This is a genomic window from Dyella sp. Tek66A03 (genome assembly GCF_052567735.1).
This window is the reverse complement of record NZ_CP199584.1, coordinates 4229727-4256405: the sequence shown is the minus strand read 5'-3', so window position 1 is coordinate 4256405 and position 26679 is coordinate 4229727. Positions and strand designations below refer to the sequence as shown.

The 26679-nt window shown below is 64.3% G+C and carries 26 protein-coding genes; 17 read left to right on the top strand and 9 right to left on the bottom strand.

Features of this window, described 5'->3' with window-relative positions; all coding sequences use genetic code 11:
• Window positions 1–34: 34 nt before the first annotated feature.
• Together ACT01B_RS19040 and ACT01B_RS19035 are read right to left on the bottom strand one after the other, a co-directional pair.
• Window positions 35–655 carry an SGNH/GDSL hydrolase family protein gene (locus ACT01B_RS19040; RefSeq protein WP_445144773.1) on the bottom strand — a complete coding sequence of 207 codons (621 nt, stop codon included), beginning with the start codon at window positions 653–655 and terminating at the stop codon, window positions 35–37.
• The gene (locus ACT01B_RS19035; RefSeq protein WP_445144772.1) at window positions 648–1889 is read right to left on the bottom strand and encodes an aminotransferase class I/II-fold pyridoxal phosphate-dependent enzyme; all 1242 of its coding nucleotides are present in this window, start codon (window positions 1887–1889) and stop codon (window positions 648–650) included. The genes ACT01B_RS19040 and ACT01B_RS19035 overlap by 8 nt, the downstream gene beginning before the upstream one ends.
• Window positions 1890–2040: 151 nt before the next feature.
• Between ACT01B_RS19035 and rsgA the strand changes: the two genes are divergently transcribed.
• The 5 genes from rsgA to aceE all read left to right on the top strand — a co-directional run bounded on the left by rsgA (window position 2041) and on the right by aceE (window position 10519).
• Window positions 2041–3099: a ribosome small subunit-dependent GTPase A gene (gene rsgA, locus ACT01B_RS19030; protein ID WP_445144771.1), complete on the top strand. Its 1059-nt coding sequence runs from the start codon at window positions 2041–2043 to the stop codon at window positions 3097–3099.
• A 127-nt stretch (window positions 3100–3226) separates the two neighbouring features.
• Window positions 3227–3706 (top strand): hypothetical protein, encoded by a 480-nt coding sequence (locus ACT01B_RS19025; RefSeq protein WP_445144770.1) that lies wholly within the window; start codon window positions 3227–3229, stop codon window positions 3704–3706.
• A complete protein-coding gene (locus tag ACT01B_RS19020; protein ID WP_445144769.1) occupies window positions 3703–4977 on the top strand; it encodes a flavohemoglobin expression-modulating QEGLA motif protein in 1275 nt (424 codons plus the stop codon). Before ACT01B_RS19025 ends, ACT01B_RS19020 begins: the two co-directional genes overlap by 4 nt.
• 155 nt (window positions 4978–5132) lie before the next feature.
• On the top strand, window positions 5133–7424 hold the full coding sequence (locus ACT01B_RS19015; protein ID WP_445144768.1) for an NADP-dependent malic enzyme: 2292 nt from the start codon (window positions 5133–5135) through the stop codon (window positions 7422–7424).
• A gap of 401 nt (window positions 7425–7825) precedes the next feature.
• Window positions 7826–10519: a pyruvate dehydrogenase (acetyl-transferring), homodimeric type gene (gene aceE / locus ACT01B_RS19010; RefSeq protein ID WP_445144767.1), complete on the top strand. Its 2694-nt coding sequence runs from the start codon at window positions 7826–7828 to the stop codon at window positions 10517–10519.
• 74 nt (window positions 10520–10593) lie between these two features.
• Here the strand turns inward: aceE and ACT01B_RS19005 are convergent, their stop codons facing one another.
• The 3 genes from ACT01B_RS19005 to ACT01B_RS18995 all read right to left on the bottom strand — a co-directional run bounded on the left by ACT01B_RS19005 (window position 10594) and on the right by ACT01B_RS18995 (window position 13641).
• Window positions 10594–10926 carry a hypothetical protein gene (locus ACT01B_RS19005; RefSeq protein WP_445144766.1) on the bottom strand — a complete coding sequence of 111 codons (333 nt, stop codon included), beginning with the start codon at window positions 10924–10926 and terminating at the stop codon, window positions 10594–10596.
• Between the two features lie 75 nt (window positions 10927–11001).
• Window positions 11002–12207, bottom strand: a complete 1206-nt coding sequence (gene ubiM, locus ACT01B_RS19000) for a 5-demethoxyubiquinol-8 5-hydroxylase UbiM (RefSeq protein WP_445144765.1) — start codon at window positions 12205–12207, stop codon at window positions 11002–11004.
• A 162-nt stretch (window positions 12208–12369) separates the two neighbouring features.
• The gene (locus ACT01B_RS18995; RefSeq protein WP_445144764.1) at window positions 12370–13641 is read right to left on the bottom strand and encodes an MFS transporter; all 1272 of its coding nucleotides are present in this window, start codon (window positions 13639–13641) and stop codon (window positions 12370–12372) included.
• Between the two features lie 182 nt (window positions 13642–13823).
• On the opposite strand from ACT01B_RS18995, the gene ACT01B_RS18990 reads away from it, so the two are divergent.
• The 3 genes from ACT01B_RS18990 (at window position 13824) to ACT01B_RS18980 (ending at window position 16107) form a co-directional block, all read left to right on the top strand.
• On the top strand, window positions 13824–14714 hold the full coding sequence (locus ACT01B_RS18990; protein ID WP_445144763.1) for a LytTR family DNA-binding domain-containing protein: 891 nt from the start codon (window positions 13824–13826) through the stop codon (window positions 14712–14714).
• A 160-nt stretch (window positions 14715–14874) separates the two neighbouring features.
• Window positions 14875–15600: a hypothetical protein gene (locus ACT01B_RS18985; protein ID WP_445144762.1), complete on the top strand. Its 726-nt coding sequence runs from the start codon at window positions 14875–14877 to the stop codon at window positions 15598–15600.
• A 60-nt stretch (window positions 15601–15660) separates the two neighbouring features.
• The gene (locus ACT01B_RS18980; RefSeq protein ID WP_445144761.1) at window positions 15661–16107 is read left to right on the top strand and encodes a DUF6491 family protein; all 447 of its coding nucleotides are present in this window, start codon (window positions 15661–15663) and stop codon (window positions 16105–16107) included.
• An 85-nt stretch (window positions 16108–16192) separates the two neighbouring features.
• Here the strand turns inward: ACT01B_RS18980 and ACT01B_RS18975 are convergent, their stop codons facing one another.
• Both ACT01B_RS18975 and ACT01B_RS18970 read right to left on the bottom strand, forming a co-directional pair.
• Entirely contained in the window at window positions 16193–17014 is an 822-nt protein-coding gene (locus tag ACT01B_RS18975; protein WP_445144760.1) for a ferritin-like domain-containing protein, read from the bottom strand.
• A 151-nt stretch (window positions 17015–17165) separates the two neighbouring features.
• The gene (locus tag ACT01B_RS18970; RefSeq protein ID WP_445144759.1) at window positions 17166–17582 is read right to left on the bottom strand and encodes a universal stress protein; all 417 of its coding nucleotides are present in this window, start codon (window positions 17580–17582) and stop codon (window positions 17166–17168) included.
• Between the two features lie 313 nt (window positions 17583–17895).
• On the opposite strand from ACT01B_RS18970, the gene ACT01B_RS18965 reads away from it, so the two are divergent.
• The 9 genes from ACT01B_RS18965 to ACT01B_RS18925 all read left to right on the top strand — a co-directional run bounded on the left by ACT01B_RS18965 (window position 17896) and on the right by ACT01B_RS18925 (window position 23853).
• Entirely contained in the window at window positions 17896–18354 is a 459-nt protein-coding gene (locus ACT01B_RS18965) for a hypothetical protein (protein ID WP_445144758.1), read from the top strand.
• A gap of 97 nt (window positions 18355–18451) precedes the next feature.
• Window positions 18452–18994, top strand: a complete 543-nt coding sequence (locus ACT01B_RS18960; protein WP_445144757.1) for a peroxiredoxin — start codon at window positions 18452–18454, stop codon at window positions 18992–18994.
• A complete protein-coding gene (locus tag ACT01B_RS18955) occupies window positions 18994–19536 on the top strand; it encodes a hypothetical protein (protein WP_445144756.1) in 543 nt (180 codons plus the stop codon). The genes ACT01B_RS18960 and ACT01B_RS18955 overlap by 1 nt, the downstream gene beginning before the upstream one ends.
• A gap of 97 nt (window positions 19537–19633) precedes the next feature.
• Window positions 19634–20386, top strand: coding sequence for a DUF2884 family protein (locus tag ACT01B_RS18950; RefSeq protein ID WP_445144755.1), 753 nt, complete (start codon window positions 19634–19636; stop codon window positions 20384–20386).
• Between the two features lie 257 nt (window positions 20387–20643).
• A complete protein-coding gene (locus tag ACT01B_RS18945; protein ID WP_445144754.1) occupies window positions 20644–21075 on the top strand; it encodes a PA2169 family four-helix-bundle protein in 432 nt (143 codons plus the stop codon).
• A gap of 25 nt (window positions 21076–21100) precedes the next feature.
• Window positions 21101–21676, top strand: coding sequence for a DUF924 family protein (locus ACT01B_RS18940; protein ID WP_445144753.1), 576 nt, complete (start codon window positions 21101–21103; stop codon window positions 21674–21676).
• Window positions 21677–21704: 28 nt separating this feature from the next.
• The gene (locus ACT01B_RS18935; RefSeq protein ID WP_445144752.1) at window positions 21705–21977 is read left to right on the top strand and encodes a DUF2845 domain-containing protein; all 273 of its coding nucleotides are present in this window, start codon (window positions 21705–21707) and stop codon (window positions 21975–21977) included.
• A gap of 258 nt (window positions 21978–22235) precedes the next feature.
• Window positions 22236–22565 (top strand): DUF2845 domain-containing protein, encoded by a 330-nt coding sequence (locus tag ACT01B_RS18930; protein ID WP_445144751.1) that lies wholly within the window; start codon window positions 22236–22238, stop codon window positions 22563–22565.
• A gap of 67 nt (window positions 22566–22632) precedes the next feature.
• On the top strand, window positions 22633–23853 hold the full coding sequence (locus ACT01B_RS18925) for a low temperature requirement protein A (protein ID WP_445144750.1): 1221 nt from the start codon (window positions 22633–22635) through the stop codon (window positions 23851–23853).
• Here the strand turns inward: ACT01B_RS18925 and ACT01B_RS18920 are convergent.
• Window positions 23847–24866 (bottom strand): 2-dehydropantoate 2-reductase, encoded by a 1020-nt coding sequence (locus tag ACT01B_RS18920; RefSeq protein ID WP_445144749.1) that lies wholly within the window; start codon window positions 24864–24866, stop codon window positions 23847–23849. The two genes, ACT01B_RS18925 and ACT01B_RS18920, sit on opposite strands and share 7 nt — an antisense overlap.
• A complete protein-coding gene (locus ACT01B_RS18915; protein WP_445144748.1) occupies window positions 24863–26521 on the bottom strand; it encodes an FAD-binding dehydrogenase in 1659 nt (552 codons plus the stop codon). The genes ACT01B_RS18920 and ACT01B_RS18915 overlap by 4 nt, the downstream gene beginning before the upstream one ends.
• Window positions 26522–26679: the final 158 nt, after the last annotated feature.

Here is a 26679-nt window from a genome sequence, read left to right as displayed (position 1 = left end):
TGGCTACTGCGGTAGGAGCGCACAGGGCGCGCTCCTACCCGGTCAGGATGTAGCGTGACACGGGCAGGACGGTCTGCGTCCACAGCGTGTACTGCGCTTGTGACGGGTGCAGCCCGTCATCCGCGAGCAAATCGGGATGGCGCCGCGAAATGCCGGTGATATCGACCCAGTACGCGCCCCGCCGCTGCGTTTCATCGCGGGCAATGGCGTTGTAGACGTCCAGTTCGTTGCCGATGCGTGTCACGTTGCGGTCACTCTGGCGCGCAAACGGCGTGACGCCCCAGTCGGGTATCGACAGCACGACGACATGCCGGGCGCGGTCGCCTGCCAAGGCGATGGCACGCTCCAGCATGCGTTGGAACTCATCGCGATACTCGTCGGCGCTGCGCCCACGGTATTGGTTGTTCACCCCGATCAGCAGGCTGACCAGGTCGTAGGGCGGCGCGAACGTGGTGCTGTCCATCGCCGCCGCCAGCTCGTCGGTGGTCCAGCCGGTGGTGGCAACAATGGTCGGGTCATCCAGGGCGATGCCTTCATCGCGCAGGCGCGCGGCCAATTGCACCGGCCAGCGACCGTTCTCGGGCACGCCTTCGCCGATCGAATACGAATCACCGAGGGCCAGGTAGCGCGGCACGTGGGCGTTGGACTCAGGCAACCGCGGCGCGCGGCTTTTGTGAGGCGGCCATGCCCGCCAGCACACGCTCGATACGCACGAATACCTCGCGGATCTGCTCCGGTGGTGGCAGCAGGGTCAAACGCAGATGTCGACTATGCGGCACGTTGAAGCTGCTGCCCGGTACGACCAGCACCGATTCTTCTTCCAGCAGGCGCAGGGCGAAGGCGTTGTCGTCGAAGTCGGCGAGCCGGTCCGCGCGCACGCGCGGGAAGGCATACAGCGCCCCGGCGGGCGACACCATATCGAGGAACTCGCTGGCGGCCACACCTTCGAGCACCTCGCGGCGCGCCTCGTGCAGGCGGCCACCGGCGGCCGTCAGCGTATGGATGGTGGGTGCACTCTGCAGTGCTGGTCGCACGGCCCATTGTGCAGTGACGTTCGCGCACAGGCGCAACGCGGCAAGCAGCTGCAAGGCATCGCGGTAGTCGGCAGTACGCGACGGATCGCCGGACAGGCTCATCCAGCCCACGCGGTAACCACAGGCGCGATGCACCTTGCTCAGCCCGCCGAAGCTGACGCAGGGCAGGTCGCCGGCCACCGCAGCCAGTGGCTGGAACGGCGTGCCGTCGTAAAGGATCTCGTCGTAGATCTCGTCGCAGAGCAACAGCAGCCGATGCCGTGCGGCCACGGCGACGATGCGTTCCAGCAGTTCGCGCGGGTACACCGCGCCAGTGGGATTGTTCGGGTTGATCAGCACCAGGGCGCGTGTACGCGGGGTCACCAGTGCTTCGATTTCGTCCGGATCGGGCAGGTGGCCGTTTTCGGCCAGGCAGCGGTAATAGCGCGGCTTGCCATCGTTGAGGATGGTGGCGGCGCTCCACAGCGGGTAGTCCGGACTGGGCAGCAGCACTTCGTCGTCCGGCTGCAGCAGGGCGCGCAGGCTCAGGTCGATCAGCTCGCTGACGCCGTTGCCGATGAAGATGCGCTCCACTTCCACGCCTTGGGCGCCGCGATGGCGCTGTTGCGCGGCGATGGACTCGCGCGCTTCCTCCAGACCCTGCTCGTGGCCGTAGGCCTCGCTGTCGTGCAGGTGGCGCGCGATCGCTTCGCGCAAATGCGCGGGGGTATCGAATCCGTAGCGGCCGGGATTGCCGATATTGAGCTTGATGATGGGCAGCCCGGCTGCCTCCAGCTCGCGCGATCGCCGGGTCAGTGCACCACGGATTTCATAGCGCACGTCCGCCAGGTGCGCACTGGGTTTGATCGAGGCCAACGCAAGCGTCCTTCATTCTTCGTTATTGCCAGCGCCGGGCGCCGGAGTGGTGTTTGCATGCTAGCAGCGTACGGACGCCAGGGGGGAGCCAAAAAAGGACGAAAAACGGCGTAGTGTCGGGCTTCCTGCGGGCAGGGCATAATCACCCCCCATGACGGAAGCCGACATCATTGAGCGACTGCGCCGTATCGGTTGGCGTGGTGACACCTTGCCAGCGGACGGCCGAAGGCTGGCCCGCGTGGTGGCACAGCACCGGGCCGGCTACGAGCTGCACGACGGCGAGACCCTGTTCGGCGCCCAGCCGGCAGGCCATTTCCTCAAGCGCAACATCGATCCAGCCGAGCGTCCATCGGTGGGTGATTTCGTGGAGCTCGAGGCCGGCAAGCCCCCGCATATCGTCACGGTGCAGCCGCGTCGCACGGTGCTTTCGCGGGCGGCGGCGGGCGAGCGCTATGAGCGTCAGGTGATCGCCACCAATATCGATTACGTGCTGGTGCTCACGGGCCTGGATGGGGATTTCAACCCGGCCCGCATCGAGCGCTATCTCTCCCTGACCGAGGGCTCCGGTGCCCAGCCGGTGGTGCTGTTGAGCAAGCTCGACACGCGCGACGACGCTGACGAACTGCTCGCCGCGTTGCGTGCCCGCCTGCCGGACGGCACGCCGATCCATGCCATCAATGGCAAGGACACGGCCAGCGGGGCGTTGCTGGCCCAATATCTCCAGCCGGGCGATAGCGCGGTCCTGGTGGGTTCGTCGGGTGCCGGCAAGTCCACGCTTACCAATACCTTGTTGGGAAGCGAAAAGATGGCGACCAAGGCCGTGCGCACTCACGATAGTCGCGGCCGCCACACCACCACCCATCGCGCCTTGCTGCAGCTGCCCAGCGGCGGTTGCCTGATCGACACCCCCGGCATGCGCGAGCTGAAGCTTACCGGCGAGGAAAACCTCGACCTGTTCGCCGATATCGACGTGCTGGCCGAGCAATGCCGTTTCGCCGATTGCGGACACGGCAGCGAGCCTGGCTGCGCGGTGCAGGCGGCGCTGGATAGCGGCGATCTATCGGCCGAGCGCTGGCGCAACTATCTGAAATTGCGCGACGAGCGCGAGGAGCAGGCGGCCACGCTCGAGGCCCGGCTGCGGCGCCAGCGTGGCGGTCGTCCGGTCGGGCGCCTGCATGGCAGCCACCGCAGTACCCGCGAGCGCGAGTAGCGCTGCTGCCGGAAAGTTGCGGCGATGGGTCCCTACGGAGCCTATTTGGGCTCAACGCGGGCTACGCGGAGATTCCAAACAGGCTCTAAAGCACTACTATCGAGCTGTCTTGGCCCGGGGTGCAGGCATGCAGCGGCTTTCGTCGCGTTCCACGTTCTTCTATAAGCGGGTATTTCCCGTGTTCTGGTTCGGTTTTCTGGCCGTCATGCTGCTGACCTCGTTGGGACTGGGCCGTGGCCCTGGGCGAGCGGACCTCGCGCCCTTCCTGTTTGCCCCCGTGATCATGGCGGTGATTGGCTATGTGCTGATGCGCAAGCTGGTCTTCGGCCTGGTCGATGAAGTTTGGCTGGAAGGCGACCAATTGCTGATCAGGAACCGTGGCGAGCAGAGCCGCATCGCCCTGCGCCACGTGATCAACGTCAATGCCACCATGATGACCAACCCACGCCGCATCACCCTGATGCTGCGTACCGAATCGTCGCGCTTCGGCAAGGAGCTCAGCTTCATGCCGAACAGTCCGCGCGGTATTTTCAGCGCCTTCAAGACTGATCCCGTAGCCGCCGATCTGATCCATCGGATCGATGCCCTTCGCCAGAGACTCGCATGAGTGTGAACCCGGCCAACGTGGCCCCCGAACTGCGCCGCTATGCCGAGCTCGACCAGCGCCTGCTGGCAGCGGTCAAGGGCATTCGTATCCTGTCCACGGTGTCGTGGCCGGCATCGCTGGAAGACCGCATGATCGCGGCTTATGGCAAAGGCCAGTTCGCCCTGCCTGAGGTCAGCTATCAGCCGCCGAATCTTTCCGCGGAACGCTCAGAGCTGGCCGCCATCGAGCGCGAGGCCGGCTATGACGACCCGCTTGGCGAATACCTGTCGCGCACCGCGGAATCCTGGCGTATCGCGGCGGAAATGCTCGAGGCGGTCGGTACCAAGGGCGTCACGGCGCCATCGATCGTGCTGTACGGTCGACCAGGCGACACCATCCCCGGCAGTGATCGCAGCAACCTGGATGCAGCCCGTTACTTCGTCGAGCTATCCGACGAACTGGGTTCGGACCTGCTGGCGGACGATATCAGCGTGTGCATTCCCGCCGAAGAACTGCGCGACGATCTGAGCCGCACGCTGGATGCATTTTTCGGGGCCGGGCAGATCGCCGTGGAAGTGGACCCCGAGCTCACCGCCAAGGCGGCGGCAGGCGCGACGCGCATTCGCCTGCGCGGTGGCATCTGCTTCAGCGAATACGATCGCCATCAGCTACTCGCACATGAAGCGTTCGTGCATTCGCTGACTGCCCTCAATGGCCGCGCGCAACCGGTACTGGCATCGCTGGGGCGCACCTCGCCACGTGTTACGGCGACGCAGGAAGGGCTCGCCGTATTCGCGGAGCTGATGTCGGGCGCCATCGACATCTCGCGGCTCAAGCGCATCAGCCTGCGCATTCTTGCCATCGACATGGCCTTGAGCGGCGCCGATTTCGTCGAGGTCTATCGGTTCTTCAGCAGTTGCGGACAGAGCCCGGCCGATAGCTTCCATTCGGCGCAGCGCGTGTTTCGCGGCGTGCCGCTCACCGGTGGTGCGGCGTTCGCCAAGGACAATGTCTACCTGTCCGGCCTGCTCGCCGTGCACACGTTTTTCCGCTGGGCACTCAAGCAGCGGCGCATGGACATGCTGCGCCATCTGTTCGCCGGCAAGCTCGCCTTGCATGACGTGATCAGTCTGGAGCCGCACTTCGAGTCCGGCGCGATCCTGCCGCCACGCTGGTTGCCGCCGTGGATGCAGCATGTGCATGGCCTGGCCGGCAAGCTCGCGTTCTCGTTGTTCGTCAACCGCATCCACATGGGCAAGGTGCAGGCGGAGACGCTTTCACTGAGTCTTTAGGGCTGGGCATGTTGGAATGAACGACAGCCCTTCCTGGGTGAACGATGGCCTCGCCGTGCGTGTGCGCATCGTCGGGCCAGCCTGCCCACCGGTGTTACCATTCAGCGATGCCGCTGGCCGGCCCCCATTCCCCATCACCTCAGTCCTCGCATCCCATGGCACTCACTGAAGAACTTCGTCTAGCTGCGCTCGAGTACCACCGCCTTCCGCGCCCGGGCAAGATCAAGGTCTCCGCGACCAAACCCATGGTGACCCAGCGCGATCTCGCTCTGGCGTATTCGCCGGGTGTGGCTTATGCCTGCGAAGCGATTGTCGAGGACCCCAATGCCGCCAGCGAGATGACGGCGCGCGGCAATCTGGTGGCAGTCATCACCAACGGTACGGCCGTGCTGGGTCTGGGCGATATCGGTCCCCTCGCCAGCAAGCCGGTGATGGAAGGCAAGGGCGTGCTGTTCCAGAAGTTTGCCGGCATCGATGTGTTCGACATCGAGATCAATGAGCGCGACCCGGACAAGCTGGTCGACATCATCGCCTCGCTGGAGCCGACGTTCGGCGGCATCAACCTGGAAGACATCAAGGCACCGGAGTGCTTCATCGTCGAGCGCAAGCTGCGCGAGCGCATGAAGATCCCGGTATTTCACGACGACCAGCACGGCACCGCCATCATCGTGGGTGCCGCCGTGCTGAACGCACTGGAAGTGGTCGGCAAGAAGATCGAGGACGTGAAGCTGGCGACCACCGGCGTCGGTGCGGCTGGCATCGCCTGCCTGGACATGCTGGTGGCGCTGGGCGCGAAGCCGGAGCACATCCTGGCCTATGACCGCGAAGGCGTGCTGTACACCGGCCGCGACCACATGGACCCGGACAAGCAGCGCTACGCCCGCAACACCGACAAGCGCACGCTGGCCGAGATCGTCGACGGCGTCGATATCTTTCTGGGTCTTTCCGCGGGCGGCATCCTCAAGCCCGAAATGGTCGCCAGCATGGCTGCGCGGCCGATCGTCCTGGCGCTGGCCAATCCAAATCCTGAGATCTCGCCGGAGGACGCCAAGCGCGTGCGCCCGGATTGCATCGTCGCCACCGGCCGCTCGGACTATCCGAACCAGGTCAACAACGCGCTGTGCTTCCCGTATATCTTCCGTGGCGCGCTGGATGTCGGCGCCACCGGCATCAACGAAGCCATGAAGCTTGCCTGCGTGCGCGCGATTGCGCAGCTGGCGCGCATGGAGGCCGGTGATCTGGCCAGCGCGTACGGCGGCGATGTCCCGACCTTTGGTCCGGAGTACCTGATCCCGCGTCCGTTCGACCCGCGCCTGCTGGTGATGCTGGCGCCGGCCGTTGCCCTGGCGGCGATGGAGTCGGGTGTGGCCACCCGCCCCATCGTGGATTTGGAGGCCTACCTCGAGAAGCTCGGCCAGTTCATCTACCGCACCGGCCTGTTGATGAAGCCGGTGTACGAGCGTGCGCGCGCCGATACCAAGCGCGTGGTCTACGCCGAAGGCGAGGAAGAGACGGTCTTGCGCGCCGTGCAGACGGTGATCGACGAGCGCCTCGCGTTCCCGATCCTGATCGGCCGCCCGGACGTGATCGAGGCGCGCATCGAGCGCCTGGGCCTGCGCATGCGCGTGGGCGTGGATTTCGAACTCACCAATATCAACGATGATCCGCGCTTCAACGACTATTGGCAGCAATACCACGCGCTGACCGAGCGTCGCGGTGTGAGCCCGGCAGCCGCCAAGAACTTGCTGCGTTCACGTCCCACCTTGATTGCCTCGCTAATGGTCGAACGTGGCGAGGCGGACGCGATGATCAGCGGCCTGGTCGGTCGCTTCCACAAAAAGCTCGGCTATATGCGCAGCGTGTTCGGCCTGGACCCGGGCGTGCAGTGCACCTCGGCGATGACCGGCGTGATCAACGACCAGGGCGCATGGTTCTTCGTCGATACGCACGTGCAGTGTGATCCCACCGCCGAGCAGATCGCCGAAGCGACCATGCAGGCAACCTACCGCCTGAAGCTGTTCGGTGTCGAGCCCAGGGTGGCGATACTTTCGCACTCGAACTACGGCAGTCACGACAACCCGAGCGCGGCGAAAATGCGCAAGGTGCGCGAGATCCTCATGGCGCGCATGCCCAAGCTCAACATGGATGGCGAAATGCAGGCGGACACGGCGTGGGACGAAGCGCTGCGTCACCGCATCTTCCCCAACACCACCCTGAGCGGTCGCGCCAACCTGTTCGTGATGCCCAACCTCGACGCCGCCAACATCACCTACAACATGGTGCGCGTGATGACCGACGGCGTGGCGATCGGCCCGATCCTGATGGGCATCAACAAATCGGCGCATATCCTTACTCCGGCGGCTACGCCGCGTCGCGTAGTCAACATGACGGCGATTGCTGCGGTGGATGCGCAGATTCGTGCTGCGCAGGGTGAGAAGCGCAGCTGATGGGTTGAGTGATCGCTCAGGCGTGTTTGAAACGGGCCCTTGAGGCCCGTTTTCTTTTGGCTGCAGCCCCGACAGGTAGTCGAAACGCCCACGACGTCCCCCAGACTCCCTTCAGTCGTAAGCGACAGCATGGCGAGGCATCGAGGGAGGCGTCACCCCCAGCATATTCAACACCTTGAATGTCACTAGGTCCCAGCGTCCGCCGGGACGACGGCTCCTGCCAGTCGCCAAGCCCGAGCATCCGGCGCACATCCCTGACCCATTCGCCGCCGTATTGTCTCGATTCAATTGGCGAAAAACCGCGCCGGAGCTAAACTCGAAGGGTTCCCCGCCTCGCGCATAGAGAGGCGATCCACCTACAGCCGCGCCAACTCCCCCGGCGCCGCGGAGAGAAGCTCCCCATGGATCAGCTCGACGACATCCTCCACCAGGACCTCGACCCCACCGAAACCAAAGAGTGGCTCGAATCGCTAGATGCGGTCATCAACCATGACGGCACCGAGCGCGCGCACTACCTGCTGGAGAAGATGGTCGATTCGACCCGTCGCGCTGGCGGCTACCTGCCGTTCAACCCGACCACCGAGTACGTCAACACCATTGCGCCGCCGAACGAAGCCAAGATGAGCGGCGATGCGGCGATGGAATGGCGTATCCGCACCCTGGTCCGCTGGAACGCCATGGCCATGGTCGTGCGCGCCAACCGCAAGCCGGGCGAGCTGGGTGGCCATATCGCCAGCTTTGCCTCGTCGGCGACGCTGTATGACGTGGGCTTCAACCATTTCTGGCGCGCACCGAGCGCCGATCATCCGGGCGACCTGGTGTTCCATCAGGGCCATTCCAGCCCGGGCATCTATGCCCGCTCCTTCCTCGAAGGCCGCATCAACGAGGAGCAGCTTGACCTGTTCCGCATGGAAGTGGCCGGTCATGGCCGCGGCCTGTCCTCGTACCCACATCCGTGGCTGATGCCCGATTACTGGCAGGTGCCGACGGTGTCGATGGGTCTGGGCCCGATCCAGGCGATCTACCAGGCGCAGTTCTGGAAGTATCTGGAACACCGCGGCCTGATGCCCAAGACCGACCGCAAGATCTGGTGCTTCATGGGCGATGGCGAAACCGACGAGCCCGAGTCCCTCGGTGCCATCTCGCTGGCCGGCCGCGAAGGCCTGGACAACCTCGTCTTTGTGATCAACTGCAACCTGCAGCGCCTGGACGGTCCGGTGCGCGGCAACGGCAAGATCATCCAGGAACTGGAAGGTGTGTTCCGCGGTGCTGGCTGGAATGCCATCAAGGTGGTCTGGGGCAGCTACTGGGATCCGCTCCTCGCGCGCGACACCAAGGGCGTGCTGCGCAAGCTGATGATGGAAACCGTCGACGGCGAGTACCAGGCCTGCAAGGCCTTCGGTGGCGCCTATACGCGTGAGCACTTCTTCAACAAGTATCCCGAAACGCGTGAGATGGTCGCCAACCTGTCGGACGACGACATCTGGCGCCTCAACCGCGGCGGTCACGATCCGCACAAGGTCTACGCGGCCTATCACCAGGCCGTGAACACCAAGGGCATGCCCACGGTGATCCTCGCCAAGACGGTGAAGGGCTACGGCATGGGCGCGGCCGGCGAGTCGCAGAACCCGACGCACCAGCAGAAGAAGCTGGACGAAGAATCCGTGCGCCACTTCCGCGACCGTTTCAATATCCCGGTGCCGGACGATCAGCTCAAGGACGTGCCGTACTACCACCCGGGCAAGGATTCGCCGGAAGTGCAGTACATGCTGGAGCGCCGTCGCGCGCTCGGCGGTGCGCTACCGCAGCGCCGTCGTCACACCGACGTGAAGATCAAGGCGCCGGAACTGGCCGCGTTCGAACAGATCACCAAGGGCACCGGCGACCGCGAAATCAGCACCACCATGGCGCTGGTGCGTGGCATGAACCTGCTCCTGCGTGATAAGCAGATCGGTGAGCGCGTGGTGCCGATCGTGGCTGACGAGGCTCGCACCTTCGGCATGGAAGGCATGTTCCGCCAGATCGGTATCTACGCGCCGTTCGGCCAGAAGTACCGTCCGCAGGACGCCGACCAGCTGCTGTACTACCGCGAGGACCAGCAGGGTCAGGTACTGCAGGAAGGCATCTCCGAAGCTGGTGGCATGGCTGCCTGGATGGCTGCGGCCACCAGCTATAGCATCAGCAACCAGCCGATGCTGCCGTTCTTCGTGTACTACTCCATGTTCGGTTTCCAGCGCATCGGCGACCTGGCCTGGGCCGCCGGCGACATGCGCGCACGTGGCTTCCTGATCGGCGGCACCGCCGGCCGCACCACCATCAACGGTGAAGGCCTGCAGCATGAGGACGGCCATTCGCACCTGTTGTCCGGTGCGATCCCGAACTGCAAGTCGTATGACCCGACGTTCTCCTACGAAGTCGCGGTGGTGCTGCAGGATGGCGTGCGTCGCATGCTGCAGGAGCAGGAGGATGTGTACTACTACCTCACCGTGATGAACGAGAACTACAGCCATCCGGATCTGCCGCAAGGCGCCGAGGAAGGCATCATCAAGGGCATGTACCTGCTGAAGGACGCCGGCAAGCCGAAGAAGGGCGAACCGCGCGTGCAGCTGCTGGGTTCGGGCACGATCCTGCGCGAAGTGATCGCCGCCGCCGCGCTGCTGGAGAAGGACTTTGGCGTCACCGCCGATATCTGGTCCTGCCCCAGCTACAGCGAGCTGCGCCGTGAAGGTTTCGACGCCGAACGATGGAACCGCCTGCATCCGGAATCCGAACAGCGCGTGCCGTATGTGACGGGCTTGCTGCAGGGCCGTCAGGGTCCGGCCATCGCCGCTACCGACTACGTGCGCGAATACTCGGACCAGATCCGCGCCTTCATGCCGGACGGCATGCACTACACCGTGCTGGGTACGGACGGTTTCGGTCGTTCTGACACGCGCGCGAATCTGCGTGGGTTCTTCGAGGTCGATCGTTACTGGATCGCCCACGCCGCACTGGCCGCGCTGGCGAAGGATGGCAAGGTCAACGCCAAGGACGTCAGCCGCGCCATCAAGACCTACAAGCTCGATCCGGACAAGCCGAATCCGCAGACGGTCTGATCGTTCCGCGATCGCTCATGAAAACCCGCCGAAAGGCGGGTTTTTCTTTATGCGCGCGTGGCCCGTGGCACGACTCAGTCGTCGCGGTCGCGGAACAGGTGGCGCAACAGCAGGAACGCGCCCAGCGTGCCGGCCACGATCGCCGTCGTGGCGACGGGATGGCGGGACACCTGCCGGCGCAACCGGCGATATTGGTAGTTCGCCTCGTCGGCGAAGTCCTCGGCGGCGTGGCCGATCCGGCGTGCGTAGGTGTTGCGGTGGCGCCCGAATTGTCGACGCACCTCGCGCCCCCGCTCGATCAGGTCGTCAGCCCGGTCGGAGGCTTCGTCCGCGTAGTGACGCACTCGATCGCTCACCCGCTCGCGGACGCCGTTGACGCTGGTTTCTAGATCGTGGGAACGGGCCATGGCGTCCTCCTTGCAGTAAGAACTGCAAGTTGCCAGCGATGGCGTGATCGATGTGTAAACAACCGGGCGATTCGTTCATGCAGGAGCAGGACGGACCGAGCAGCGTCCGTGGCCGCCCGCGGAAAGCATGTGTGCCAGGCTGAGCCGGAACGGCGGTAGTGCCTGGCTGGCCCGCAGCAGCACCGATCGCGCGAGCCTTGCCGGCGGCCGATCGTCCGTGAACAGCTTCACGATCGCCAGGGTGGTCAAGTAGAGCGGACGGGTGGCGAGGCGGTGCGCGTTTTGATAACGGCGCAGCACCCGTGGCGATGCCATGTCCTGGCCCATGGCGAGCGCTTGCCGGATCTGCGACGACAGCGTTTCCACGCTCAGCAATCCCAGGTTGAAGCCGTGTGCGGTCACCGGATGCATGCCCACCGCAGCATCGCCGATCAAGGCGAAATGCGGCGCGATGAAGTGACGCGCATAGACCGCTATCAGCGGGTAGGCGTGCCGCGTACTGGTAAGTCGCATGGAGCCGAAGCGACCGTCGAAACGGCGGCGTATCTCGTCATTGAACTGGTGCTCATCCATCGCCATCACGGCTTTCATGTCCTGCCCGGGCAAGGTGAGTACGACCGAGGCTTCGTTGTCCTGCAAGGGCAGCAGGGCGAGCGTCTGGCCATGACCAAACCATTCCAGCGCCTCGTGCAGGTGAGGTTTCTCCAGGGCTACCCGGCATACCAGCATCGTCTTGCCGAAATCGTGCATGTCGGCGGGAATGCCCGCGTCCCGACGCAGCTGCGAGAAACGGCTGTCGGCGGCGACGATCAGGCGAGCGGTGACCGTGCTGCCATCGGCCAGCTGCAAACGAGGCTGGCTAGCGCCGATCGAGATCGAGCTGACCGCCGTATCGCTGATCAGCGTAATGCTCGGCTCATGCTCGACGGCGGCATAAGCCGCGCGTCGAATGCGGTCATTGGGCACCAGGAATCCCAGCTCTTTATCGTCCCCACCGGACGGCACCACGTTCAGCGCATGCAGGGAGTGGCCATTGAGCACGCGCGCAGTTTGCAGTGGGGAGATATCCGTCGGATCAAGCAGCGCCCACAAGCCCAGTTCACGCAGGATGCGAACGGAGCGCTGGGTGAGCGCGATCTCGCGTCCATCGAATGGCGGGTCGCGCAGGGCATCGGGCGACTGCCGTTCGACCACGAGGATCCTGAGTCCGGTGCCCGCGAGGGACTTGGCAAAGCAGAGTCCGGCCGGGCCCGCTCCGACGATGACGATATCGACGTTCATGGCATGCTTCCGCTGGGCCGTAAGGCTCAAGAGTGACCTGGCATGCTAGCGGTCGTTGCCGCGTTCGCCTTGACGCGTATCAATCGACTGCGGCGACGGTGGTGGTGTGAGACTCGTCTATGATCGGTTTGCGCCTGTCGCACTGACCAAACCAGGACTCGATCAGAGCACCTCGCTGCCGCCCGGTTCGGTCTGGCTGGTGGCCTCGGCATGCAGCCGTTGGCGTCGCCGCAAACTTGGGAACATCACCATCCACAAGCCCACCACGACCAGCGTGCCGATGCCGCCGATCAGCGTGGCATTGACTGCGCCCACCCAGGCCGCCACCAGTCCTGATTCGAACTCGCCGAGCTGGTTGGAGGTATTGATGAAGATCGCATTCACCGCGCTCACGCGGCCGCGCATCGCGTCGGGCGTGTCCAACTGCACGAGTGCCCCGCGGATCACCATGCTCACCATGTCGAAGGCGCCCAGCGCGAACAGCGCGACCAGCGAGAGCCATAGCGCCGTGGAAATGGCGAAGACCAGGGTGCCTACGCCGAAACCGGCGACGCAGGCGAACATGATCGGCCCCACGCGGCGCTCCATGTTGTGGCGCGTAAGCCATAGCGACGTCAACAACGCGCCTACGGCGGGTGCCGCACGCAACAGGCCCAGGCCCCAGGGGCCGGTGTGCAGGATGTCCTTGGCAAAGATCGGCAGCAGCGCCGTCGCGCCCCCCAGCAGCACCGCGAACAGGTCGAGCGAAATCACGCCAAGCACATCGGGGCGCTGACGAATGAAATGCACGCCGGCGAACAGTGTTTTGAGCGTGGCCGGTTCGCGCCGTGGCGGCGACTGTTCATAACGCAGTCGGCCCATCAGTACGGTGGCGATGAGATACAACAGTCCGCACACGGCATATACCGTGCCTGGGCCAGCAACATAAAGCAGGCCACCGACGGCGGGCCCCATGATCATGGCGGCCTGACCGGCCGACGCGCTGGCTGCCATCGCACGCGGCAGCACTGATGTCGGCACCAGGGCCGGCACCATCGATTGCAGGGCGGGAAACTCGAAGGCCTTGGCGGTGCTGATCGCGAAAACCAGCACCAGGATGCCGACCTCATGCGCGAGATGGGCCAGGCTGACCGCGGCAAGCGCCACGATCGCCACCAGTTCGACGATCAAGCCCAGGCGCACGATGCGACGGCGCTCGTACTGGTCGGCCAGATGGCCGGCCGGCAAGGCAAGCATCACCGAGGGAAAGAATTGCACCAGGCCGATCAGGCCCAGATCCAAGGCGCGGCCCGTGATCGCATAGATCTGCCAGCCCACTGCCACCGACAGCATCTGGAAGCCAAAGCCGGAAGCGATGCGGGCAAACCAGAACTGCACGAAAGCGGGATGCGAGCGCAGCGAATCCGCCGAGGCCGTGGCAGTAGAGGGGGGCATGCAGGATTCCTTGCGTGGGCGCCTGCATTATCGGCGGCTGAAGACTGGCGGCAAAGCGCCGCGTGTTCACAGCACTGGTGCTGCTTCGTCTGGCTGAGCGATATCCGCCAGGTCGAACACTTGGACTGCACCCTGGGTAGCGAGACCTGAGCATCCGGGCGTGACCGGGTAGAATCCCGGCCATGACGAAACAGGCGGGTTTCGATTACCAGAAGTTCCGGCGCTGGCAACGGCCTTTCGAAGTCGGCTTCTGGCTGGTGTCGTTCGTGCTGAACACGGCCTTCAACGGCTGGGTGGCGTGGTTCGACGAGGTGTACCGGACCCATCGCGCTACCGACCTCGAGCCCTGGGTCTGGGAATTGAGCAGCAGCCTGGCCTTGCTGGCCCTGGTGCCGCTGGTGGTGCTGGCAACGCGGCGCTGGCCGTTCCGTTTCGATACCTGGCGGCACAGCCTCAAGGTGCATCTGCTGCTGAGCATCCCGTTCTGCCTGGCCCATGTCGGCATCATGATCGGGCTGCGCCAGCTCACGTATGCCGCGGCGGGCTCTCATTACGATTACGGCCGTGACTGGATGCAGCAACTGAGCTACGAGTACCTCAAGGACATCCGCACCTATTTCCTGTTCGTGGGCCTGATTTCCTTCTACGGCTTCGTGGTGCGTCGCCTCCAGGGCGAAGCGAGCCTGCTGAGTGAACCCGACGAAGGTCTGCCGGTGGAGCCGGTCGATCGGCCCGAGCGATTCCTGGTGCGCAAGCTGGGCAAGGAATTCCTGATCGCCGCGCGCGAAATCGAGTGGCTGCAGGCGTCCGGCAATTACGTGAACCTGCATGTGCGCGCCCGCGACTATCCGTTGCGCGCCACCATGGCTGGCATCGAAGAGCGTCTCGATCCGCAGCGCTTCGTGCGCGTTCATCGCAGTTATCTGGTGAATCTGGATTATCTGGCCGAGATGGAGCCGTTGGAGACTGGTGATGCCCGCTTGACCATGCGTGACGGTGCCTCGCTTCCGTGCAGCCGCCGTTTCCGCACCCAGTTGCGCGAGCGCTTTGGCGATGCGGCGGTGAGTGCGTAGGTGACGCTGCGGTATGGCCCGTCATCCCAGCTTGACCAGCCCTCCGGCTGTTGAGAGCCGCTGGGATGACGGTTTCTCGACATGGGGCTTCGAGCATCAGTTGCACCTTGCCCATCACCCGTTCCACTCTAGACACCTTCACTTCGCCTGGACGTTGCCCATGAACCTTCCGCGCCTTCGCCTCGCTACTGCCCTGGGCACCTTGCTGGTCCTTGCCGGCTGCTCGTCATCAAGCGACCAGGCCGCGGCACCGCAAGCGACTCCGGCGCCAGCCGATGAATCGGCACAGAAGCTGGACACCTATCGACAGCTGGTGCGCATCGGCAACGACGAGATGGCCGTGACCATGGGCAAGGCCATCGTCAGCCGCTATCCCGACAGCGCGGCTGCCAAGGAAGTGCAGCAGAGCCTGCCGGAGATCGAGAAGCGCTACACCGAGACGAGTGAGCGCAATCGGCTGCAGGGTCTGTGGCTTTACCAGGTATCGCCGATGGAAGGCGGTACCCAATCCACCGCCACCATCTATAGCAGCCAACCTTCAGGCGAGAGCCGTGTGCGGCTGGTGCTGCGTCGGCACACGGCCTGGGGTCAGAATGCGTTCCTGTTCAGCAGTGGCCCGCATGGTTTCGTGTGCAAAGCCACCTGCACCATCAAGGCCACGTTTGACGACAAGCCGGGCAGCATCAAGGCGTTTGCCCCCAGCACGGGCGAGCCTGCGCTGTTGTTCAGCGACGACAAGACCTTCATCGCGCAATTGCAGAAGGCCAAGAAGATCACCATGGACGTCATCATGCAGGACGGCGAGAAGAAGGTGACCCTGGTATACGAAGTCAGCGGCTTTGATCCTGCCAAGTGGCAGCCGGTGAGCAAGTCGCCCAAGAAGTAAGCCGTCCACGCACAGACGCGTTGCGCGTTATGGAAAACAGGTACTTTTGGAGATCGTGCCATGACTCTTAGACAAATGCTGATCGTCGGCGCGACGGTCGTGCTGCTTGCCGCCTGCGCACGCGTCGGCAAGGACTACACCGCGCGGCTCGATGCGCGGCAGCAGGCCTACGCCGCCGCCGCCGGCGCACCGGTGGACCGCTTCCACTACTTCAGTCTGTGGTCGTGGGAACCGCTCGGCGACAGGCAATTGGCCGTGTACACGCGTTCCAACGAGGCGTGGCTGCTGGACCTCGATGGCTACTGCTCGAACCTGCCATTCACCAACCACATTGCCCTGACCGCACGGGCAAGCGAGGTCCTGGTGAGGTTCGACCGGGTGCTTACCGGGCCGCACGATACGCCCTGTTTCATCAAACAGATCCGCCCGGTCGACGTGGCGAAGCTGCAATCGCCCCAACAGGGCAAACCGCGCGAAGTTGAAGAAATGCCTCGTCCAGAGAAGTGAGCGGCCCGGGCCCTCTTTTCCTGGCCATCCATGCAAGACACCCCGGCGCAAACCGGGGTGTCTTCGTTTCAACGGGTGCTGATGCTCAATGCAGGAAAAGCTTCTCGGCGATCTTCGCCAGCGGCTTTTCCACTATCCTCTGCATGAGCGGTGGGAGATCGAGCGGCCTGAGCAGCATCTTCACCGTCATCTCCGCCGGAATATTCCTGCGCAGCAGACCCTGCGCACGACCGGTGATGCGGCGGAACTCCGCTTCGTTTTCCTTGTGCTGCGGATAGCACTGGTTGAACACGTGGCGTAGCGCGATATCGCTGTCTTCGCTCTTGATTTCGTTGACGCGCCGCAGGATCGCGCGAAACACCTTGTAGCGGCTGAAGCCTTCGCGTTCGCGGTAAATCCGGAAGTGGTGGTAGAAGTGCTTGTAGTGGCGCACTTCATCGCTCTTGATGTGGCCGGTGAGCTCCTTCAGCACGGGCTCGTCGGTGATGTCGTTGAGCGCGCGATAAAGACTGGCCGTGCCGGTTTCCACCACGCAACGCGCCGCCAGCTCCAGGCCGCGGCTCGCTTCCAGCTGCTCCGACGTGCACACCGCACCGTACTCCTGCCAGAACGCGGCGAAGCCGCGATCCCAGTCGAACTCCGGCCACACGGTCTTGACGTAGGCAGACAGGGCGCGGCCGTGCTGCAGTTCTTCGTGTTCCCAATGCTGGCTGAGCCAGGTCTGCAGTTCCTGGTCGCCGGCAAAATGGTCGACCAGGTTATGGGTGTAAAGATCCGAGCCACTCTCGACGAAGGACGAGCTGCACAACAGGAAAAACAGGTCTTCGTTCTGGCGGACGCGCTGGACCTCGATTCGACTGAAGTCCAGGTTTTCCAAGGTCCAGGGCAACGATGTGGCGTAGCTCACGCGGGCATTCCTGTGCGGGCGGGGCTGGCGCGCGCGGGGCGCGGCGCTGGCCTGGCATGACAATAAGGTGACAAGAGCATACGACGAGATCGTCGCGGGGGATTAACGCCCGCCGACCTAAGCGGCCAGATGGGCGCCGCAAGCTGCCGCATCAGCGAACGACGGTCACCGGTACGTGGGCGCGCTCAAGCATATCGCCGGACACCGAGCCGAGCAGCCAGCGTGCGAGTGCGCCGCGCGCGGTATGGCCGATCACGATATGGTCGATGCCATGGCGACGCACCTGATCCAGCAGGGCATCGCCGGGGCTGCCGCGTACGACTTCGGCATCGATGAGCGCTTCCGCTCCCGGCGCCATTTCCCGCAGCTCGTCCAGCAGAGCGGTGCAACGCTTGGTGCCCGAGTCGGTGATCATCAGTGCACACGTATCGGCGCTGCCTTCGGTCACCTGCACCACCGATACGACCCGTACCCGACCGCCGCAGGCGCGCGCCCATTCGAGGGCGAAGCGGAACGCTTGTTTGGAGGAAGGGGAGCCGTCATAGCCGACCAGCGAGTACTTGAGCATGAAGTTCCTCTGGGTATGACGCAGGCCGGGTTTCAGTCGCTGCCCCGCTCGTAGCGATGCGCGACGTCATCGTGCGCGGCCTGCTGGTTTTGCTGGATCCTTTTGCCAGCGTACCCCGCCCCGACCGCGCCCGCCACGCTGACATCAGTGTGCGCGCGGCCTTGTTACTAGGCGATCAATCAGCAGGCCTCCACGCTGTCTTCACGTACCCACCTACAAGGATGAACGAAGGCCGGGCAATATCCCTAAGCGTTCAGGATCACTATTAACAATGGTCGGTGTCGTCTAGTTCCACTCACGCAAGGAGACTGAAATGATCAAGCGTACGTTCGGAATGGCAGCCCTGATGCTCGTGTGTGTTGGCGCGATGAGCGCCCTCCCGGTAACCAGGGCGCAGGCAGCGGCAGCTGACGTCGATTGCCAACTGAGCTTCAGCCTCGCCGGCTGGTCGGCGATCTACAAGCATGCCGAAGGCCATGGCACGGTGGTCTGCAGCAACGGTCAGCGCGCCAATGTAAAGATTTCCACCGTCGGTGGTGGCCTCACCGCAGGCAAGTTCCGCATCGACAACGGCAAGGGTGAGATCACCCACGTACGCAGCATCGACGACATCTTCGGCGACTATGCGCAGGCAGGCGCCGAGGCGGGCGTGGTCAAGAGTGGCCAGGCCCAGGTGCTGACCAAGGGCACGACCTCGCTGGCGCTGCATGGCAGCGGCGAAGGCATCGACCTCGGCATATCGGTAGGGCAGTTCACCATTACCAAGATCTGATCCCGCTTCCGGGTGACGACAAAGGGCGCCTCTTGGCGCCCTTTGCTTTTTGCAGCGCGTACACTGCATGCCGATTTCCCTTGCCTGGAGTGCCGTCATGCGCCGCTTTTCGTTGCTGTTGATGCTGACGCTATTGCTTGGATTGGCCGCTCCCGCCTTTGCGGACGAGCCCTCGGCTTTACCCCAGGTGGGACAGCCCGCCCCCGATTTCCGCCTGCAGGACCAGAAGGGCAAATGGCAGACGCCCGCCCAGCATCATGGTCACTGGCTGGTGATGTATTTCTACCCGAAGGACTTCACCCCGGGTTGCACCACCGAGGTCTGCACCTTCCGTGACGATATCGCGAAGCTGCGCCAGGCTGGTGCCGATGTGGTGGGAGTGAGCCTGGATGACGTGAAGTCGCATGCCGAGTTCGCCGCCAAATACCACGTGCCGTTCCCGCTGCTCTCCGATGCCGACAGCACGACGGCCCAGGCCTATGGCGTGCTGACCTCCAAGGGCGGTTTCAAGTACGCACGCCGCACCACCTTCCTGATCGATCCGCAGGGCAAGATAGCCAAGGTTTATCAGGACGTGGATCCAGAGAAGAACTCCGCGCAGGTGCTGGCGGATCTGAACACGCTGAAAGGGCGATCCTGATGGCACTGACGACACGGCGCGATGCCACCCGCCCCGGCGGGTTCGCGGTATGGAGGATCGTGGTCTGGCTGATGCTGTTGCTGGCTGCTTTTGGCTGCCTGCAGTACGCACTTCACGCCCAGCAGGTGTGGGCGGCGCTGCAGAACTCGGGCGGTGCTGACGCGGCATCCCACCTGCACGGCGTACTGGCCTGGGACCTGGCCTATCTTGCTGGAGCCTTGGCGATCATGGCGATCTGCGCTGGCGCGATCCTGCGTCAGGCATGGTCGCGGGTGCCCTTGCAGATCGCCGCGGTGCTGCTGGCGATCTGGGCCCTGGTGAGCGGGATCACGCTGTTTGGGCACTGGCACGACATCGACAACGCGGCGGCGTTGTTGCAGCCGGGTGCGGACGCTGCCGCCCAAGAGACGATAGACCGCCTGCGCCGCAACTTTGAAATGGCCGTGGGACTCAAGTTCCTCGCCGTGCCGGTCTTGCTGTGGCTGGCCTGGCGGCTGTCCCGGGCGGCGGTGCGCGAGCAATTCCGCCCTCGTCGAGGCTAAGGGCCTGTTCAACACCTCGTCCGGTGCGGCCCTGAGTTCAGCGGCGGTTGCTGCAGCTCGGGTTATCGCTGCGGCTCCGTTTTCCCTATGGAATGCCATGCTCGTGCGCCGCCTGCCGCTGATCTTCGTGCTTTCCCTGGCCAGCCTGGCGCTGCATGCGCAGGACCTGGCGACTACCTGCCATGCGAGCAGCAGCTACGACCTGACGGTGACGCCAGGCGGCCTGTTGTTCGATCGCTTGCAGCCGGCACCGCTGCGGGTCGAGTTGCAGGATGGCGCCCTGCGCACCGACGGTGCAGCAGTGCGCCTTCGCGCGGAGGAACAGGACCGCCTCGTCCTGTTCGAGCGCGAGCTGCGCGCGCTGATGCCACGAGTCAAGGCGGTGGCAATGCATGGGGTGGATATCCTTGTGGCGGCGGTGCACGACGAGGGCACGCGGCTCTCGCTGAGCCCCGATACGCGCGCCGAGATGGATCGGCGCCTGGCCACGCGGGCGGTCGAGCTCAAGCAACGCCTTGCTGCCAGCAACAGCACGCACGACTGGCAGGGCAACCTGGCTGACCAGTACGTCAATCAGCTGGCGTCCGATCTGATGCCCTTGCTCGCCAACGACCTGGGCCAGCAGGCCATCAACGCGGCCATGAGCGGTGACCTGCAGGCAGCGGCCAGCCTGCGCGATAGCGCCACCGATCTGGCCACCCAGTTGCGGCCACGCCTGGAGCAGCGCATGCGGGTGCTGACACCCGAGATCCAGGCCTTGTGCCCCTCCATTCAGCGTTTGGCCGAGCTGCAGCAAGGACTCCGTGGATCGGGTGGCCAGCCGTTGAACTTGATCCAAGTGGGTCCATAAGGCGCGCGCCGCTACGATGACGGCTCCTGATTTACCTTCTGCTAAGCGGCGAAGGACGAGGATGGTGCCGCTGTTACTTAGGGATGCTCTAATCAATTCAACGAGGATGGCATGATGTCCAGAAGGCCCTCAGGGTGTGGGGCCTGGCGCCGCGCAGGCTGGCCGCGCAACACGGAGCTGCGGGCATACAGAGCCGGTGACACCCTCGTTGAATTGATCAGAACATCCCTCAGTGAGGAGGCGACTTGGTGTTGCACGTGAGAGTACCGCGCTACAACGCCCTGATCCGGCGTGGCATCGACGACCGCAAGTTGTACAGACGAGCGTTGACCCAAGTGCGCGAGCCTGGCCTTCAGGCCCTGCTGACGGAAAATTTGCACACGCTCGACGCTCTTATCGGTGACCTGCAGGCGCAGGTGCACGCCAACGGCCGTGCCCCTGCGCGCCACGGTACGTTGGCTGGCGCGGTGCGCAGTGCGCTTGCCGAGATGACCGCGGGTTTTTCCGCCAATCGCGATGCCACCTGGGTGCATTGCCTGGCGCGCAACGAATGCGCGTTGTTGCATCGCTTCGAGCAGCAGATAGCGCATGCTACGGATGAGTCCGCCAGGATTCTTGGCGTGCAGCTGTCCCGCCTGCACGGCATTCACAACGATATCCACTGCCTCGCCGGTACGACACACGGCTGAAAACCCGCTAGCCAAGGACAATGGCATGCCCATGACGCCCACGGATGTGCTTGATTTTTGGTTCGACGCTGCGTCCGAAGCGGTTTGGTTCGACAACGACAACGCCTTCGATGCGCGCATTCGGGGACGTTTCGACGACACGCTCGAAGCGGCTGCTCGCGGCCAACTCGATCATTGGGCGGCCACGCCCGCAGGGTGGCTGGCGCTGTTGATCGTGCTGGATCAGTTCAGTCGCAATATCCATCGTGGCGATGCCCGCGCCTGGGCCGCCGATGCGAGGGCACAGGCCATCGCACTGGCCGGTCTCGCCAGAGGCGACGATTTGCGGCTATCGCCCTTGTGGCGCCTGTTTGCGTATCTGCCCCTGGAACATGCGGAGGATCTGCCCCTGCAGCGTCGCAGCGTCGACCTGTTCGAGCAGTTGCTGGTGCAGTGCCCCGCGTCCGAGCGGGTTCGCTACGCTGATTTTCTGGTCTATGCACGACGGCATCGCGACGTGATCGATCGCTTCGGCCGCTTTCCGCACCGCAACGCCGCGCTTGGCCGCATCAGTACGCCCGAGGAACGGGACTATCTGGCTCAGCCCGGGTCAGGCTTCTAACCGCCCATCCATCGACAAGGAGTTCATCATGCGTCGTTATCTCGTCGTGCTGTTGTTGTCGTTGAGCCTGGCCGCCCACGCCAGCAACACCTTGCGCATCGGCAGCGAGGTGCTGACCGTAGGCGACAGCGCCGTGCGCGCGATGCAATTGCTGGGCAAGCCCGATTTCAAGGAGCCGGTGCAGAGCGAATTCGGTGGTTACCAAGGGGAGCGCTGGCAGTACCAACGCGACGACGGGCATATCGTGACGGTGACCATCATCGGTGGAAAGGTCAGCAATATCGACGATCGAACGCGCTGACGGGAGGCGTCGATCAGCGTGCCGTTTATGGCCTTGACGGATGCTGCATGCTCCGCTTCGGCTTGGCGACGTGAGGAGCCTGAGCACCTACGTTGTTCCCGTGCATGGCAGACGTCGACGTAGGAGTGCTTCCTACAACGCCACGCGGCCTTGGATGCCTGTGCGGCTGACGGGTCCGTGGCTATGTTGGTGCTCGCCGTGCATGGGCGGGTGCCGGACGCGTCCACGCGCACGTGGTTCGTCGACAGGGAGGTGGCCATGCGTCGAGCTGGGGTCTTCGTGCTGTTGTGGCTCGCGTTCGCGGCTCATGCGGGCAGCAGCACACTGCGGGTGGGTAGTCAGGTACTCACGGTGGGTGACCCTGCGTCGCGGGTGGTCGAGCTGCTCGGCAAGCCTTCGTACAAGTCGCACAAGAAGGCGGCGCCAAGTGGCGGGAACGTGCGCGGCGGGAAAAAGAGCGGGCGTCGCAAGATGTCTTCCGCCCGCGCCGCCGGTGGCGAGCAGTGGCAGTACCGACGCGGCAACCGCGTTACCACCATCATCATCGCGGACGGTAAAGTGGTCGGCTTCGAAGACCATGCGGGTTGAATGGAAGGACGTGGCGGCAGTGCGGCTGCTCATGCGATAACAGGCGCGACTCGAGGGAGATCGCGCTATGTCTCATGTTCCATCCGCAGGCGAAGTTGCCGCGCCCAGCCTGCTGCGTCCGCGCCAGGCCGGCATGCACGGCAAGGTCACCAATATCGAGCTGTTTTTCGACCTGGTCTTCGTCTATGCGGTGACGCAGCTGTCCCACACGCTGTTGTTTGATCTCAGCCTGCTCGGGGCGCTGCACGTGCTGCTGCTGTTTCTTGCGGTCTGGTGGGTATGGATCTTCACCGGCTGGATCACCAACTGGCTGGATCCGGAGCGGCTCGCCGTGCGCTTGCTGATGCTGGTTCTGATGTTCGCCGGATTGCTGTTGTCGACGGCATTGCCGCAAGCATTCGATGGACACGGGCTGCTTTTCGCGAGCGTCTATGCCTTGATGCAAGTGGGGCGCTCCAGCTTCATGGTCTGGGTGCTGCGCCGGTCACCGCAGGCAGCGCGCCGCAACTTTTATCGGATCACGCTCTGGTTTGCGGTGGCTGCGGTGTCGTGGATCGCCGGCGGTTTCCAGCTAGGTCAGGCGCGATTCCTGTGCTGGACGATCGCGCTCGGCATCGAATATCTCGGCCCGGCGATGTTCTTTTATGTCCCCGGCCTGGGACGCTCAAGCACAGCGGAGTGGGACGTCGAGGGCGGCCATATGGCCGAGCGCTGCAGCCTGTTCGTGATCATCGCGCTGGGCGAGTCGGTAGTCGTCACGGGCAGCAGCTTCGCGCAGAGCGGACGGGCGCTGGACGCCTGGCTGGCGTTTGTGACCTCATTTGTTGGCTGCGTGGCGATGTGGTGGATCTATTTCGATCTTGGGGTGGAACGGGGCAGCCGCTCGATCCGCCAAGCGGCCGACCCGGGGCGCACGGCCCGATTGGGATATACCTATCTGCATCTGCTGATCGTGGCAGGCATCGTGGTCAGTGCCGTCGGAGACGAGCTGAGTCTGAGTCAGCCGCATGCGCTGGCGTCGACAGCGCAAATCGCCGTACTGCTCGGCGGTCCGGCGCTCTATCTGCTGGGCAATGCGTTGTTCAAGATGACTGTCATTCACACCCACTTCCCGCTGTCGCATCTGGTGGGCTTGGTCCTGCTATTGGCCATCCTGGTGCCTGCAAGCACGCTGAGCGTGTTATCGCTGGCCGCGTTGTCCACCCTGGTGCTGGTGGTCGCGGCGACCTGGGAGACGCTCTCGCTGCGCAACCTGCGGCGAGAGCTCTACGCGTCAGCGGATCAATGAGCGGAGCGCAGTTCGTCCAGCAATTGTGAGCCGTTCCACGGGCGGCGCGCATGTTCCGCGTCGTGCATCAGCGAGGCCAGGCGTGCGTTCACGGGCGCTTGCATGGCGTGATGGGCGGCTAGTCGGACGACTTCGCCGTTGATCGCATCGACTTCGGTCGGACGCCCCGCTTCCAGGTCTTCCCACATGGACGATCGTGCCAGCGGGTCGATCGCGAGCAGGCGCGAGGCGATGCGCTTGAAGCAGGCATCCGGTAATTCGAGCAGACGGGGAAGCCAATCTGTTGGCATCGGCGTAAGCCGGGCCGGCCGGATGCCGGCGGTGGCGAACACCTGCAATGCCTCACGCTGTGCCAGCGCCAGGCAGCGGCGCCAGCAGCGTTGCGACAGCTCCTGCTTCAACGGCAAATCGGACAGCGCATTCACCGCGTTGTTGAGATTGAGCAGCAACTTGGCGGCTTGCACGGCAGGCATGTCCTGTCGTGGGCGCAAGGGCAGGCCGGCGGCTGCGAACAAGGGCAGGAATGGCGTTAGCGCCGGATGCGCCTCCACCATGAGTTCGCCGCTGGAGCCCTGGTGGAACGCGCCGGGGCCGCGTTGCAGCACATTGAACGGCACCATGCCGGCGAGCACGACGTGTTTTGGCAGCGCGGCACGCAGCGCGTCGGTGTTATGCAGGCCGTTCTGAAAGCTGATCACCGGCACGCCGGGCGCGATCACGCCGGCCAGTTCACGTGCGACGGATTCGGTGGCGGACGACTTCACCGTCACCAGGACCAGGTGCGCTTTGGCGGCCGCGAAGGGATCGAGATTGAGATCCAGCGTCTTGGGCGCGATACGGCAACGATGACCTTGCAGGTCGCTCCAGGTCAGTCCGTTCAAACGCATGGCGTCGATGATGCGCCGCCGGCCGATATAGGTCACGCGGGCCTGCTCGTGCAGGCGTCCACCGATATAGCCGCCGACGCTGCCGGTGCCATAGATGGCGATGCGGGGTCGGATATGTTCGCTCATGCCACCGCCGCCGCAGCTGCACGGCCGGCGACACGGCCGGAGAACAGGCAACCACCCAGGAAGCTGCCTTCAAGCGCACGATAGCCATGTACGCCACCGCCGCCGAAACCGGCTGCCTCGCCTACGGCATAAAGGCCGGGCAAGGGCTGGCCGTCGTGACCCAGCACGCGCGCATCGAGATCGGTTTCGAGTCCGCCCAGCGTCTTGCGGGTGAGGATGTTCAGGCGCACGGCGATCAGCGGGCCATGGGCGGGATCGAGCAGGCGATGCGGCTTGGCGACGCGGACCAACTTGTCGCCGCGATAACGGCGCGCGTTATGGATCGCCATCACCTGGCCGTCCTTCGCGTACGGGTTGTCGAACTGCAGGTCCCGCGCCTCGATCTCGCTGCGAAGTTTGGTGATGTCGAGCAATCCGTTGCCCGCCAGCGCATTCATGCCTTCGACGAGCTCTTCCAGCGTATCGCGCACGATGAAGTCGCGGCCATGCTGCTTGAACGCCTCCACCGGTGCCGGTGCGCCCTTGCCGATCGCACGCTTGGCCACCTGGCGCCAGCTCTTACCGGTGAGGTCGGGGTTTTGTTCCGAGCCGGACAGCGCGAACTCGCGCCGGATAATTTGCTGGTCGAGCACGAACCAGCTGTAGTCATAGCCGGTGCTGCGCAGATGTTCCAGCGTGCCTAGCGTGTCGAAGCCGGGCCACAACGGTCCGGGCAGGCGTTTTCCGGTGGCGTCGAACCACAACGAGGACGGTCCGGGCAGGATGCGGATCGCGTGCATCGGCCAGATCGGGTTCCAGTTCTCGATGCCTTCGACGTAGTGCCACATGCGATCGCGGTTGATCAGGTTGGCGCCGGCCGTTTCGCTGATGCCGAGCATGCGTCCATCGACATGCGCTGGCACGCCGCACAGCATGTGCGCAGGTGGCGCACCCAGGTGCGTGGGCCAGTTGCGTCGCACCAGGTCGTGATTGCCGCCGATGCCACCTGAAGCCACGATCACGGCCTGCGCGCGTTGTTCGAACGCCTCGATGACGTCACGTGAGCTGGGCTTGCCGCGATCCATCGGGTCGGGCGCGAGCACGCTGCCGCGTACGCCGACGACGGCGCCCTGTGCAACGACCAGTTCGTCCACGCGGTGGCGAAAGCCGAAGTGCAGCAGGCCTTTGGCCTGCGCTTCGCGCGCCCGGCGCACAAACGGTTCGATCACGCCAGGGCCCGTGCCCCAGGTGACATGAAAGCGTGGCACCGAATTGCCATGACCGATGGCGCCATGGCCGCCGCGTTCGGCCCAACCCACCACCGGAAACCAGCGCATGCCCATGGCGTGCAGCCAGCTGCGCTTTTCGCCGGCGGCGAAGTTGACGTACGCCTCGGCCCAGCGGCGCGGCCACAGGTCTTCCGGGCGATCGAACGCGGCCGTGCCCATCCAGTCGGCCAGGGCCAGCGCGTGCGAGTCGCGCACGCCCATGCGCCGCTGCTCCGGCGAATCGACAAAGAACAAACCGCCGAACGACCAGAACGCCTGTCCCCCCAGGCTTTGTTCCGGCTCCTGTTCCAGCACCAGCACCCGCTTGCCTGCGTCCGTCAGTTCGGTGGCGGCCACCAGCCCAGCCAGGCCAGCACCCACCACGATGACATCCCACCCCTCCCGCATCCCACGTCCCCACATGGTGATTACTACAGGCGAACTTAGCGGGTGACGGCGGCCCTTGCTATGTGCGCTGCGTCATTGACGAACCCCCTTGCTGGTGAACGTCCTTTAGGGGCGGAGCTTCCATGCCATGACCGATGGCAGGGCATGACACCTGGCCC

Bases quoted from the DNA above. Each gene is read 5' to 3' on its own strand.
- rsgA (WP_445144771.1), top strand. From the start codon at position 2,041: ATGACGGAAGCCGACATCATTGAGCGACTGCGCCGTATCGGTTGGCGT.
- ACT01B_RS19025 (WP_445144770.1), top strand. From the start codon at position 3,227: ATGCAGCGGCTTTCGTCGCGTTCCACGTTCTTCTATAAGCGGGTATTT.
- ACT01B_RS19020 (WP_445144769.1), top strand. From the start codon at position 3,703: ATGAGTGTGAACCCGGCCAACGTGGCCCCCGAACTGCGCCGCTATGCC.
- ACT01B_RS19015 (WP_445144768.1), top strand. From the start codon at position 5,133: ATGGCACTCACTGAAGAACTTCGTCTAGCTGCGCTCGAGTACCACCGC.
- aceE (WP_445144767.1), top strand. From the start codon at position 7,826: ATGGATCAGCTCGACGACATCCTCCACCAGGACCTCGACCCCACCGAA.
- ACT01B_RS19005 (WP_445144766.1), bottom strand. From the start codon at position 10,926: ATGGCCCGTTCCCACGATCTAGAAACCAGCGTCAACGGCGTCCGCGAG.
- ubiM (WP_445144765.1), bottom strand. From the start codon at position 12,207: ATGAACGTCGATATCGTCATCGTCGGAGCGGGCCCGGCCGGACTCTGC.
- ACT01B_RS18995 (WP_445144764.1), bottom strand. From the start codon at position 13,641: ATGCCCCCCTCTACTGCCACGGCCTCGGCGGATTCGCTGCGCTCGCAT.
- ACT01B_RS18990 (WP_445144763.1), top strand. From the start codon at position 13,824: ATGACGAAACAGGCGGGTTTCGATTACCAGAAGTTCCGGCGCTGGCAA.
- ACT01B_RS18985 (WP_445144762.1), top strand. From the start codon at position 14,875: ATGAACCTTCCGCGCCTTCGCCTCGCTACTGCCCTGGGCACCTTGCTG.
- ACT01B_RS18980 (WP_445144761.1), top strand. From the start codon at position 15,661: ATGACTCTTAGACAAATGCTGATCGTCGGCGCGACGGTCGTGCTGCTT.
- ACT01B_RS18970 (WP_445144759.1), bottom strand. From the start codon at position 17,582: ATGCTCAAGTACTCGCTGGTCGGCTATGACGGCTCCCCTTCCTCCAAA.
- ACT01B_RS18965 (WP_445144758.1), top strand. From the start codon at position 17,896: ATGATCAAGCGTACGTTCGGAATGGCAGCCCTGATGCTCGTGTGTGTT.
- ACT01B_RS18960 (WP_445144757.1), top strand. From the start codon at position 18,452: ATGCGCCGCTTTTCGTTGCTGTTGATGCTGACGCTATTGCTTGGATTG.
- ACT01B_RS18955 (WP_445144756.1), top strand. From the start codon at position 18,994: ATGGCACTGACGACACGGCGCGATGCCACCCGCCCCGGCGGGTTCGCG.
- ACT01B_RS18950 (WP_445144755.1), top strand. From the start codon at position 19,634: ATGCTCGTGCGCCGCCTGCCGCTGATCTTCGTGCTTTCCCTGGCCAGC.
- ACT01B_RS18940 (WP_445144753.1), top strand. From the start codon at position 21,101: ATGCCCATGACGCCCACGGATGTGCTTGATTTTTGGTTCGACGCTGCG.
- ACT01B_RS18935 (WP_445144752.1), top strand. From the start codon at position 21,705: ATGCGTCGTTATCTCGTCGTGCTGTTGTTGTCGTTGAGCCTGGCCGCC.
- ACT01B_RS18930 (WP_445144751.1), top strand. From the start codon at position 22,236: ATGCGTCGAGCTGGGGTCTTCGTGCTGTTGTGGCTCGCGTTCGCGGCT.
- ACT01B_RS18925 (WP_445144750.1), top strand. From the start codon at position 22,633: ATGTCTCATGTTCCATCCGCAGGCGAAGTTGCCGCGCCCAGCCTGCTG.
- ACT01B_RS18920 (WP_445144749.1), bottom strand. From the start codon at position 24,866: ATGAGCGAACATATCCGACCCCGCATCGCCATCTATGGCACCGGCAGC.
- ACT01B_RS18915 (WP_445144748.1), bottom strand. From the start codon at position 26,521: ATGCGGGAGGGGTGGGATGTCATCGTGGTGGGTGCTGGCCTGGCTGGG.